Source organism: Pontimonas sp., from assembly GCF_031581085.1.
Classification (GTDB): Bacteria; Actinomycetota; Actinomycetes; order Actinomycetales; family Microbacteriaceae; genus Pontimonas.
In genome coordinates this window covers 78,216-90,724 of sequence record NZ_JAVLBO010000002.1, presented here as the reverse complement: position 1 = coordinate 90,724, position 12,509 = coordinate 78,216, and the positions used below count along the sequence as shown (strand labels likewise).

Below are 12,509 nucleotides of genomic sequence, written 5' to 3'. Positions count from 1 at the left end.
GGTTTTCCACAACTACTCCGACGCGTCGGGGAGGAAGGCTTGGGAGAGTGTCGGGGAGTCCAACGGGTGGGCGTCCACTTGGGGTGGGACTGCGTGGGCAAAGCGCTCGAGTGTGACGCCCGCCAAAGAGCCTGTGGGGTGGGGGCCTCGGCGAATCAGCTCCGGCCACCAGTCCGGCTCGGCGGAATCCTTCGTCGCCACCATCACCATGTTGCCAAAACGCCGTCCCCGAACGACGCCGGCTTCGCCCCAGGCGCCAACGAAGCCGAAGAGGGAGCGAAGTGTCGCCGCCTGGGCTTTGGCGAAGCTGCCTCCGCGACCATCCACCAGGTTGACCGCGATGACCCCGCCGGGGCTGAGCAGCGGGACGAGCAACGCAAAAAACTCTGTGGTGGTGAGGTGACTGGGAGTCTGGTTACCCGAAAACAGATCGACGACGATCAGATCGAGTACGCCCTGGAGTCCGGCGGGGAGTGTGGCGATGACGGCTCGGGCATCGCCGTAACGGATTCTGATGCTCCAGCGGGAATCCCAGGGGAGGTGTTCTCGCACGTAGTCGATCAGGTCTTTTTCCCATTCGACGACCTGGGAGCGTGAGCCGGGCCTGGTGTGGGCGAGGTAGCGCGGCAGGGTGAGCGCCCCCGCACCGAGGTGCAGTGCCGAGAGGGGTTGACCGGCCGGGGCGAGAAGGTCAATGAGGTTTCCGATGCGCCGAATGTATTCAAAGCTCAGCAACTCTGGACGATCCGGGGTGACCTGGGATTGGGCGACCCCGTCGACGCTTAAGACGTAGCCTCCCGGGACGTAGCGATCGGGAACCAGCTGTGCGGTGAGCCCACTGTGTTCGAGGGTGACCTCGGGAAAGGGCGACGCGTTGCTCACGCCCTCAGGGTAGTCCCGGCGGTGTGCGGGGCCGGTGCGCGTGTGGTGCCACTCCGGCTCGTGGTGGGAGGCAGGGAATCGTCTCCACGGCCCCACTGTGGGAGGCGCGTCGCGAGCTAGACAATGTCACCTCTTCGGGGTAAGGTAAAAGATTGCTCCCCCTGTCTCTCAGTCGTCATATGGCGGTCGGCCCCGAGAGTATTGCGGTTCTTCGCGATGGTGACCCGGAAAACGGGTCGATGCGGGGTGGGCATCGACACAGTTCGGTCACTCAACAGCGAGGGTAGACGCTACTACCCGGGAGGTTACTTCTTTGGCTTCTGCGCGTTCTCACACCGCATCCACCCCCAAGAACGGTCGAGTCGCTCCGCGGCTGTCGTTCGCCAAAATCTCAGACACCATTTCGGTTCCCGATCTGCTCGCCTTGCAGACCGAGAGCTTCGATTGGCTTGTCGGTAATGACGCCTGGGCCGCCCGGCTGAAAGAAGCCGAGGCCACCGGGGCGCCAGTGTCGTCCACCCAGAGTGGTCTGGAGGCAATCTTTGAGGAGATTTCCCCCATCGAAGACAACGGCGAGACCATGCAGCTGTCGTTTACCAACCCCTACCTCGAAGACGAGAAGTACTCGATCGATGAGTGCAAGGAACGCGGCAAGACCTACGCGGCTCCCCTCTACGTCGAAGCCGAGTTCATGAACCACCAGACCGGTGAAATCAAAACCCAGACGGTCTTTATGGGTGATTTCCCGCTGATGACCGAGCGCGGAACCTTCATCATCAACGGCACCGAGCGCGTCGTGGTGTCCCAGCTGGTACGAAGCCCCGGCGTGTACTTCGAGCGGGAGCTGGATAAGCAGACCGACAAAGAAATTCACTCCGTCCGCGTGATCCCGAGCCGCGGTGCGTGGCTCGAATTTGAGGTGGATAAGCGCGACCAGGTGGGTGTGCGTATCGATCGCAAGCGCAAGCAGTCGGTCACCGTATTTCTCAAGGCGTTGGGGCTGACGACCGAGGACATTCAAAAAGAATTTGCCGGGTTCGACTCCATTATCGACACCCTCGAGCGCGACACCATCCTCACCAAAGAAGAAGCGCTCAAGGACATCTACCGCAAACTGCGTCCCGGCGAGCAGGTGGCCGCGGAAGCAGCCCGTTTGCTGTTGGACAACTTCTTTTTCAACCCCAAGCGCTACGACCTTGCCCGCGTGGGTCGCTACAAGATCAACCGCAAGCTGGGGATGGATAAAGACCTCGACGTCTCGGTACTCACCGTCGACGACATCGTCCACACCATCCGCTACCTCGTCGCACTCCACGAGGGGCGCACCTCGGTCGAGGGCGTGCGCGCGGGCAAGAAGGTGGAGCTTCGTCTCGACACCGACGACATCGACCACTTTGGTAATCGCCGCATTCGCGCGGTAGGTGAGCTGATTCAAAACCAGGTGCGTACCGGTTTGTCCCGGATGGAAAGGGTTGTCCGCGAGCGGATGACCACCCAGGACATCGAAGCGATTACCCCGCAAACACTGATCAACGTGCGTCCGGTGGTGGCCTCAATCAAAGAGTTCTTTGGGACCAGCCAGCTCTCGCAGTTCATGGACCAAAACAACCCGCTGTCTGGGCTTACCCACAAGCGCCGTCTCTCAGCGCTTGGACCCGGTGGTCTGAGCCGCGAGCGGGCAGGGGTCGAGGTGCGCGACGTGCACCCCTCGCACTACGGGCGCATGTGCCCCATTGAAACCCCGGAAGGTCCCAACATTGGGCTGATCGGCTCCCTGGCGTCCTTTGCCCGCATCAACGCGTTCGGGTTTATTGAAACTCCCTACCGCAAGGTCAAAAACGCCAAAGTCACCAAGACCATCGACTACTTGACGGCCACCGACGAAGACGACTTCATTGTCGCCCAGGCCGGAACGCCGCTCAATTCGGACGGCACCTTCGCCGACGAAAAAGTGTTGGTGCGTAAAAAGGGTGGAGAAGTCGAACTGGTCACCCCCGATGTCGTCGACTATGTCGACGTGTCACCGCGCCAGATGGTCTCCGTGGCCACCTCGCTGATTCCCTTCCTCGAACACGACGACGCCAACCGCGCCCTGATGGGTGCGAACATGCAGCGCCAGGCGGTGCCGCTGCTGCGCAGCGAATCGCCACTGGTGGGAACCGGTATGGAGTCCTATTCGGCGGTCGACGCCGGGGACGTGATGATCTGTGAGGCCTCCGGTGTCGTCACCGAAGTCTCCGCCGATCACTGCGAAGTGACACTCGATGCGGGTGGAACGCAGCAATACTTCTTGCGCAAATTCGATCGCTCGAACCAGGGCACCAACTACAACCAGCGTGTGGTGGTCTCCGTGGGTGACCGAGTCGAAGAGGGCGAAGTGATTGCCGATGGCCCCGCCACCGAAAACGGTGAGCTCGCGTTGGGTAAGAACCTCATGGTCGCCTTCATGTCGTGGGAGGGCTACAACTTCGAAGACGCGATCATCCTCAGCCAGAACCTGGTCAAGGACGACACTCTCTCCTCGATTCACATCGAGGAGTACGAGGTGGACGCCCGCGATACCAAGCTGGGTAAGGAAGAAATCACTCGCGACCTTCCCAACGTGGGACCGGAGTTACTGGCGAACCTCGACGAACGAGGAATCATTCGCATTGGCGCCGAGGTGCGCCCCGGCGACATCCTCGTGGGTAAGGTCACTCCGAAGGGTGAAACAGAACTCTCCGCGGAGGAGCGCCTGTTGCGCGCGATCTTCAACGAGAAGAGCCGCGAAGTGCGCGACACCTCGCTCAAGGTTCCCCACGGTGAACAGGGCACCATCATCGGCGTCAAAGTATTTGACGCCGAAGAGGGTGAAGACGAACTCGGCAGCGGTGTCAACCAGCGTGTCGTGGTCTACATTGCCCAGAAGCGCAAAATCTCCGAGGGGGACAAGCTCGCGGGTCGTCACGGGAACAAGGGCGTCATCGCGAAAATCTTGCCCGTCGAAGACATGCCCTTCTTGGAAGACGGCACTCCCGTCGACATTATTTTGAACCCGCTCGGTGTCCCCGGTCGCATGAACGTCGGCCAGGTGTTGGAAATCCACCTCGGTTGGGTCGCCAGCCAAGGGTGGAAGATCTCCGGCAGCCCGGCGTGGGCGAAGAACTTGCCCTCCGCGTTCAAGGAAGTCGACCCCGGTACCAAGGTCGCGACGCCGGTGTTCGACGGCGCCAGCGAGGAAGAGATTGTGGGACTGCTGGAGTCGACCAAGCCCAACCGCGATGGCACGCAGCTCATTGGCGGCTCGGGTAAAGCGAAGCTCTTCGATGGCCGCTCCGGCGAGCCCTTCCCCGACCCGGTCAGTGTGGGCTACATGTACATCCTGAAGCTCCACCACCTCATCGACGACAAGATCCACGCGCGCTCGACCGGCCCGTACTCGATGATCACCCAGCAGCCCCTGGGTGGTAAAGCACAGTTCGGTGGTCAGCGCTTCGGTGAAATGGAAGTCTGGGCGCTGGAAGCCTACGGAGCGTCCTACGCGCTGCAGGAGCTACTGACCATCAAGTCCGATGACATTCTGGGCCGCGTGAAGGTCTATGAATCCATCGTGAAGGGCGAGAACATCCAAGAGCCCGGTATTCCCGAGAGCTTCAAGGTGCTGATGAAGGAGATGCAGTCGCTGTGTCTCAACGTCGAAGTCCTCGCCTCCGATGGTCAAGCCGTCTCACTGAAGGACAGTGACGATGAGCTCTATCGCGCTGCCGAAGAACTCGGCATCAACATCTCCACCCGGTTCGAATCGTCGAGTGTCGACGAAATCTAGACCGGTCCCGTTTTTTCACGAAGTCGAAATAGAAGGTAGATAGCGTGCTGGAAGCAACCACGTTTGACGAAATCCGCATTGGTTTGGCCACCTCGGAGAACATCCGCGGCTGGTCGTACGGTGAGGTGAAAAAGCCCGAGACCATTAACTACCGGACGCTCAAGCCGGAAAAGGATGGACTGTTCGGTGAACAGATCTTTGGTCCTTCCCGCGACTGGGAGTGCGCCTGTGGCAAGTACAAGCGGGTGCGCTTCAAGGGAATCATCTGTGAGCGCTGTGGCGTCGAGGTCACCAAGTCCTCGGTGCGTCGTGAGCGCATGGGCCACATCGAACTGGCGGCACCGGTTACCCACATTTGGTACTTCAAGGGTGTGCCCAGCCGTCTGGGTTACCTCCTCGACATGGCGCCCAAAGACCTGGAGAAGGTCATTTACTTCGCCGCCTACATGATCATTCGTGTCGACTCTGAAGCCCGTCACCGCGAAAAGCCCGAACTGGAAAAAGAACTGCGCCAGGAGCTCGGTGTGCTCGAAAAAGAGCGCGACGCCGCACTCGCGGAGCGGATGACCGAACTGGAGCAGGAACTGGCAGAGCTGGAAGCCCAGGGGGCCAAAGCCGACCAGAAGCGTCGCGCCGATGACGCCGGGAAAAAAGAGCTCCAGTCGATCCGTAAGAGCTACGACGACGACATCGCCCACCTCGAGCGGGTCTGGGAAGAGTTCATGAGCTTGCAGGTCGGTGACCTGAAAGCCGAAGACGCCATCTTCCAGGACGTTCAAGACCGCTACGGAATGTTCTTCGACTCCCACATGGGCGCCGAAGCGATTCAGCGTCGCCTCGAAGACTTCGACCTGCAGGGCGAAGCCGACATCCTGCACGACGAAATCCAGAACGGGAAAGGCCAGCGGAAAATCCGCGCCATTAAGCGCCTGAAGGTCGTCAACTCGTTCCTCCAAACCGGTGCCTCACCGGCGTCGATGGTGCTCGAAGTCGTCCCGGTGATCCCGCCGGAGCTTCGCCCGATGGTCCAGCTGGACGGTGGTCGCTTCGCGACCAGTGACCTCAACGACCTCTACCGTCGTGTGATCAACCGCAACAACCGCCTGGGTCGACTGCTCGACCTCGGTGCACCCGAGATCATCGTGAACAACGAAAAGCGGATGCTGCAGGAAGCCGTCGACGCCCTGTTCGACAACGGTCGTCGTGGTCGTCCCGTCACGGGAACGAACAACCGTGCCCTGAAGAGCCTTTCCGACATGCTGAAGGGTAAGCAGGGTCGGTTCCGCCAGAACCTGTTGGGTAAGCGCGTGGACTACTCGGGCCGTTCGGTCATCGTGACCGGACCGCAGCTTCGACTCCACCAGTGTGGTTTGCCCAAACTGATGGCGTTGGAGCTGTTCAAGCCGTTTGTGATCAAGCGCCTGATGGACATCGGCCACTCCAGCAACATTAAGAACGCTAAGCGCATGGTGGAGCGCTCGCGCCCCGAGGTGTGGGACGTGCTGGAAGAGATCATTCGTGAGCGCCCGGTGTTGCTCAACCGCGCCCCCACCCTGCACCGTTTGGGTATTCAGGCATTCGAGCCGCAACTGGTCGAGGGTAAAGCGATTCAGCTTCACCCCTTGGTCTGTGCGGCCTTCAACGCCGACTTTGACGGTGACCAGATGGCTGTTCACCTTCCACTCTCCGTGGAAGCCCAAGCGGAAGCTCGCGTGTTGATGCTGGCCTCGAACAACATCCTGAAGCCCTCTGACGGTCGACCCGTCACCGTGCCCACCCAGGACATGATCATCGGTTTGCACCACTTGACCTCGGTGCGCAAAGAGGCTGTGGGTGAAGGCCGCATGTTCTCTTCGGTCGCCGAAGCCATCATGGCGATGGACCACGGCGAAATCCACCTGAACTCGGTGGTGAAAATCCGGATCGACAACGTGCACCTTTCGCCGCGTAAGCAGCCAGAAGGATTCGTTCAGGGCCAGACCATGGTGCGTGAAACCACCCTGGGTCGTGCGCTGTTCAACGAACTACTGCCCGCGGACTACTACTGGGTCGAGGCGGTCATCGATAAGTCGCGGGTGTCCGAGCTGGTCAATGACCTCGCCGAGCGCTACCCCAAAGTGGTCGTAGCGGACACCCTGGACAAAATCAAAGACGCCGGCTTCTACTGGGCGACCCGCTCTGGTGTGACGGTCGCGCTGAGCGATGTTCCCCGCCCCGCCAAGAAGGACGAAATCGTCGCCAAGTACGAAAAGCAGGCGGCGAAGGTCGACGCGCAGTTTGACAAGGGTCTGATTTCTGACCAGGAGCGTCGCCGCGAGCTCGTGGAACTGTGGACTGCAGGAACCAAAGAGGTCAACGATGCAATGCGTGAAGTCTTCGAAGAGGGCAACACCATTAACCGCATGGTGACTTCTGGTGCCCGAGGTAACTGGTTGCAGGTGGGAAACATCGCCGGTATGCGGGGATTGGTGTCCAACCCCCGCGGTGAGGTCATCGCCCGACCCATTATTTCCAGCTACCGCGAAGGCCTCAGTGTGGCGGAATACTTCATCGCGACACACGGTGCCAGAAAGGGGCTCGCCGACACCGCTCTGCGGACGGCCGACTCCGGTTACCTCACCCGTCGACTGGTCGACGTGTCGCAGGATGTCATCATTCGCGAAGAGGACTGTGGCACCACGAAGGGAATCACGTTCCCGATTGCCCACCAGGACAGCGAGGGCACATGGGTGCGCTCGGACAATGTGGAGAACGAAGTCTTCGCGCGCAACCTCGCCCAGGACGCCCTCGATGCCAAAGGCACCGTGGTCGCCGAGGCGGGTGCCGACGTCGGCGACGTCCTCATCGATCAACTGGTGTCGGCCGGCGTTCACGAAATTTCCGTGCGCTCCGTGCTGGTGTGCGAATCCCACGTGGGTGTGTGTGCCGCGTGTTACGGACGCTCCCTGGCGAGCGGTACCGCGGTTGACCTCGGTGAAGCGGTGGGAATTATTGCCGCCCAGTCGATTGGTGAGCCGGGAACCCAGCTGACAATGCGTACCTTCCACACGGGTGGTTCCGCTTCTGCTGACGACATCACTCAGGGTCTGCCCCGAGTGGCGGAGCTGTTTGAGGCGCGCACCCCGAAGGCGGCGAGCCCCATTGCCGAAGCGGATGGTCGAGTCTCCGTCGAAGAGACCGAGACCCAGTACAAGATCACCCTCACTCCGGATAACGGAGACGATGAGGTGTCACACACCATTTCGAAGCGCATGAGCCTGCTCGTGGCGGACGGCGACCGTGTGGAACTGGGCGCCCAGTTGCACGAAGGAGCCGTCGACCCGAAGGAAGTTCTTCGCGTGAAGGGTGTCCGTGCCGTACAGGAACACCTCGTGGGTGGCGTCCAGGACGTCTACGGATCCCAGGGTGTGCCCATCCACGACAAGCACATCGAGGTCATCGTGCGCCAAATGCTGCGCAAGGTCACCGTGGTCGATCACGGTGAGACGACGCTGCTGCCCGGTGAGTTGGTCGATCGCACCCGCTACAACCAGATCAACCGTGAATCACTGACCGAGGGCAAAAAGACGGCCTCGGCGCGTCAGGAAGTCATGGGAATTACGAAAGCGTCGCTCGCGACCGAATCGTGGCTGTCGGCGGCCTCCTTCCAGGAGACCACCCGAGTGCTCACCGAAGCGGCTATGCAGGGCAAGCGCGATCCGCTGGTGGGGCTGAAGGAAAACGTCATTATCGGAAAGCTGATTCCTGCGGGAACCGGACTCTCGCGCTACCGCAATATTCAGGTGGAGCCGACCGAGGAAGCCAGGGCCGAGCACTACCCGGCTCGACTCTTCAGCGAAGACGACGCGTTCGGGTCGGCTGATGACCTCTCGTTTGTCGACTTTGAGGCCTTCAGCACAGAAGACGGCGCCCAGAAAGACAACTACAGCTAGAGCTGTGGATAAGGCCCACCCGGGTCCCTAATGTCTCATTAGGGTTCCCGGGTGGTGTCTTTTGATCTGGCGCATGCCCTCCTCGTGCCGGTGCTCTTTCGCCTGGTCTGGTGGGATCAACGCAGCCACCGTCTGCCCGATGCGCTCACGCTGACCAGTTTGGGCCTGAGCGCTGCGGCGCTCCTTTTTCTGGCCGTGTACGCAGACTGGGGTGAGCGCGCGCAATCGGCCGGACTCGCCGTGGCGGTGAGTGTCTTAGGGCTTTGGCTGCTCTCGGAAGCCCCCGGCCACCCGTTGGGTTTTGGCGATGTGAAACTCGGTGCACTGTTGGCCCTCCATCTCGGTGTGTACCACTGGAGTGTCGTCGCCCTGTGGTGGGGTGGGGCTTTTATCGTCGGGGGTCTGCACGCGACGTGGCTACTCTGGAGGGGCAGGCTCGGTCCGCGCGATGCGGTGGCATTTGGGCCCTATTTGGCCGGTACCTGGCTCGCCGTTCTCGCCGGCGTAGGCGGGGCGCATGGGGCGTAATCATTTGACCCTTAGGGCTGGGGGCAGTAGTCTGGTCGACTGTGTGTTCGTTGGCACGCCCGCAGCGTGTGCCCGGAATACGGGGCCGCTAGGTATCGGGTCGCGAACGTCACAAATGGGTAAGCAAAACAGTAGAGAAGTACTGGATTGCGGCCCCCACGGCATACTGTCGGCCTTCCAACCGGAGGGCCCTCGGTTCGATGTCGCCCGGGGTGTGACACATCCGTCACGCGCCGGGAAAAATCATCACACTGTCACCGTGCAGACCACAAACAAGGAGTTCATTGTGCCAACGATCCAACAGCTGGTGCGCAAAGGGCGCTCGCCCAAGGTCTCAAAGACCAAAGCGCCAGCACTGAGGGGAAACCCCCAACAGCGAGGCGTGTGCACTCGCGTGTACACCACGACCCCCAAGAAGCCGAACTCTGCGCTTCGCAAGGTCGCCCGTGTGAAGCTTTCCAACGGTACGGAAGTGACCGCCTACATTCCCGGTGAGGGCCACAACCTGCAGGAGCACTCGATGGTGCTCGTGCGCGGTGGACGTGTGAAAGACCTCCCCGGTGTGCGCTACAAGATCGTGCGTGGTTCGCTCGACACTCAAGCGGTGAAGAACCGCAAGCAGAGCCGCAGCCGTTACGGAGCGAAGAAGTAATGCCCAGGAAAGGTCCCGCAACTAAGCGTCCCGTCGTCGCCGATCCGGTTTACGGATCGCCGGTCGTTACTCAACTGGTCAACAAGATTCTCGTCCAGGGCAAAAAAGGCCTGGCGGAGGGCATTGTCTACGGCGCCCTCGAGGGTGTCTCGGCGAAAACAGGTCAGGAGCCTGTCGAGGTGCTGCGTAAAGCACTCGACAACGTGCGCCCAACTCTCGAAGTCCGTTCGCGCCGCGTCGGTGGCTCGACTTACCAGGTGCCCGTGGAAGTGAAGCCCCACCGGGCCAACACTCTGGCGCTTCGCTGGTTGGTGAGCTACTCACGCTCACGTCGTGAAAAGTCGATGACCGAGCGACTGACCAATGAGATTCTCGATGCGTCCAACGGCCTTGGTGCCGCGGTGAAGCGTCGCGAGGACACCCACAAGATGGCCGAATCGAATAAGGCCTTCGCCCACTACCGCTGGTAATCACCACACCCCTACAACCCTCCCGGAGGAGCACTGTGGCACAGGACGTGCTAACCGACCTGAACAAGGTCCGAAACATCGGCATCATGGCGCACATCGATGCTGGAAAAACCACGACCACCGAGCGAATCCTGTTCTACACGGGCATTTCGCACAAAATCGGCGAGGTCCACGACGGTGCCGCCACGATGGACTGGATGGCTCAAGAGCAGGAACGCGGAATCACGATCACCTCCGCGGCGACAACCTGCTTCTGGGACAACCACCAGATCAACATCATCGACACCCCCGGTCACGTCGACTTCACCGTTGAGGTGGAGCGCAGTTTGCGGGTACTCGACGGTGCCGTCGCGGTGTTTGACGGAAAAGAAGGTGTGGAGCCCCAGTCGGAAACGGTGTGGCGCCAAGCCGATAAGTACAACGTCCCCCGGGTGTGTTTCGTCAACAAGATGGACAAGCTGGGTGCTGACTTTTACTACACGGTCGACACCATCATCAATCGCTTAGGCGCGAAGCCTCTCGTCATTCAGTTGCCCATTGGCGCCGAATCAGACTTTTTGGGCATCATCGACCTGGTCGAAATGCGCGCGAAAGTCTGGCCCGGCGACTCCAAGGGTGATGTCACCCTCGGCGCCCAGTACGAGACGCGCGACATTCCCGAAGAGTTGCTCGAGAAGGCCCAGGAGTATCGCGCCAAGCTCGTGGAAGACGTGGCCGAAGCGAGCGAGGAGCTTCTGGAGAAGTACCTCGGCGGGGAAGAAATTTCCATTCCGGAACTCAAAGTCGGGATTCGCCAGCTGACGATCGCCGGTGAGGCGTACCCCATCATGTGTGGTTCGTCGTTTAAAAACCGCGGGGTGCAGCCGATGCTGGACGCTGTGGTCGACTACCTGCCCTCTCCTCTGGATGTTCCCGAGGTCGAAGGACACAAGGCAAACGACGAAGAAACCATCATCACCCGCAAACCCGATTCGAAAGAGCCGTTCGCGGCTCTCGCGTTCAAGGTCGCGGTGCACCCCTTCTTCGGTCGGCTCACGTACGTGCGGGTTTACTCGGGCGCCATCGAATCCGGAGCCCAAATCATCAACTCGACCAAGGGCAAAAAAGAGCGCATCGGGAAAATCTTCCAGATGCACTCCAATAAGGAAAACGCTGTCGATGCGGTCTCAGCCGGCCACATTTACGCGGTCATCGGCCTGAAGGACACGACCACCGGCGACACCCTGTGTGACCCGGCGAGCCCGGTGATCCTGGAATCGATGAGCTTCCCCGAGCCCGTGATCGAGGTCGCCATCGAGCCCAAGACCAAGGCTGACCAGGAGAAGCTGTCGCTGGCGATTCAGAAACTCGCCGAGGAAGATCCCACCTTCCGCACCGAGTTGAACCCGGAAACGGGCCAGACGGTGATCAAGGGAATGGGTGAGCTCCACCTGGATATCCTCGTCGACCGCATGAAGCGCGAGTTCAACGTTGAGGCCAATGTCGGTAAGCCGCAGGTGGCCTACCGCGAGACGATTCGTCGCGCCGTGGAGAAATACGACTACACCCACAAAAAGCAGACCGGCGGTTCCGGTCAGTTCGCGAAGGTGGAAGTCACCCTCGAGCCGCTCGAGGTCACTCCGGAGACCAGTTACGAATTCGAAAACAAGGTCACCGGTGGTCGTATTCCCCGCGAATACATTCCTTCCGTTGACGCGGGAATCCAGGACGCCATGCAGGTGGGTGTTCTGGCGGGGTACCCGACTGTCGGAGTCAGAGCGACTCTGCTCGATGGTCAGTACCACGATGTCGACTCGTCAGAAATGGCGTTCAAGATTGCTGGATCGATGGTCTTTAAAGAGGCCGCGAGAAAGGCAAACCCTGCACTGCTCGAGCCGGTGATGGCCGTCGAGGTGCGTACCCCGGAGGAATACATGGGGGACGTCATCGGTGACCTGAACTCCAGGCGCGGGCACGTGCAGAGCATGGAGGATGCGACCGGCATTAAAGTTGTGCGCGCCCTCGTACCGTTGTCGGAAATGTTTGGATACGTCGGCGATTTGCGCTCGAAAACGTCGGGCCGCGCCGTGTACTCCATGGTTTTTGACTCCTATGCTGAAGTCCCGAAGGCTGTGGCCGACGAGATTATTCAGAAGGGCAAGGGAGACTAAGCCCGAGCGAATAGGCTCGACGAGCCTTGCATTATCAAAACAACCGATCCTGTTTGAGTCGGAGCACCTGATTCAAACACCGAAGTCCTG

At 60.5% G+C, this 12,509-nt stretch carries 7 protein-coding genes; 6 read left to right on the top strand and 1 reads right to left on the bottom strand.

The features are described 5' to 3' along the window. Nucleotides 1-12 precede the first annotated feature (12 nt). On the bottom strand, nucleotides 13-882 hold the full coding sequence (locus tag RI518_RS01525; protein ID WP_310671712.1) for a fused MFS/spermidine synthase: 870 nt from the start codon (nucleotides 880-882) through the stop codon (nucleotides 13-15). A 313-nt stretch (nucleotides 883-1,195) separates the two neighbouring features. Between RI518_RS01525 and RI518_RS01520 the strand changes: the two genes are divergently transcribed. The 6 genes from RI518_RS01520 to fusA all read left to right on the top strand — a co-directional run bounded on the left by RI518_RS01520 (nucleotide 1,196) and on the right by fusA (nucleotide 12,419). Next, nucleotides 1,196-4,687 carry a DNA-directed RNA polymerase subunit beta gene (locus RI518_RS01520; RefSeq protein WP_310671713.1) on the top strand — a complete coding sequence of 1,164 codons (3,492 nt, stop codon included), beginning with the start codon at nucleotides 1,196-1,198 and terminating at the stop codon, nucleotides 4,685-4,687. Nucleotides 4,688-4,731: 44 nt separating this feature from the next. After that, nucleotides 4,732-8,619 carry a DNA-directed RNA polymerase subunit beta' gene (gene rpoC, locus RI518_RS01515; RefSeq protein WP_310689180.1) on the top strand — a complete coding sequence of 1,296 codons (3,888 nt, stop codon included), beginning with the start codon at nucleotides 4,732-4,734 and terminating at the stop codon, nucleotides 8,617-8,619. Between the two features lie 51 nt (nucleotides 8,620-8,670). Beyond that, nucleotides 8,671-9,147 (top strand): prepilin peptidase, encoded by a 477-nt coding sequence (locus tag RI518_RS01510; RefSeq protein ID WP_310671715.1) that lies wholly within the window; start codon nucleotides 8,671-8,673, stop codon nucleotides 9,145-9,147. A 286-nt stretch (nucleotides 9,148-9,433) separates the two neighbouring features. Continuing rightward, nucleotides 9,434-9,799, top strand: a complete 366-nt coding sequence (rpsL, locus tag RI518_RS01505; protein WP_310671749.1) for a 30S ribosomal protein S12 — start codon at nucleotides 9,434-9,436, stop codon at nucleotides 9,797-9,799. Beyond that, nucleotides 9,799-10,269 (top strand): 30S ribosomal protein S7, encoded by a 471-nt coding sequence (gene rpsG, locus RI518_RS01500; protein WP_310671716.1) that lies wholly within the window; start codon nucleotides 9,799-9,801, stop codon nucleotides 10,267-10,269. Before rpsL ends, rpsG begins: the two co-directional genes overlap by 1 nt. A 35-nt stretch (nucleotides 10,270-10,304) precedes the next feature. Further along, the gene (gene fusA, locus RI518_RS01495) at nucleotides 10,305-12,419 is read left to right on the top strand and encodes an elongation factor G (RefSeq protein ID WP_310689179.1); all 2,115 of its coding nucleotides are present in this window, start codon (nucleotides 10,305-10,307) and stop codon (nucleotides 12,417-12,419) included. The last annotated feature ends 90 nt before the right edge of the window (nucleotides 12,420-12,509 follow it).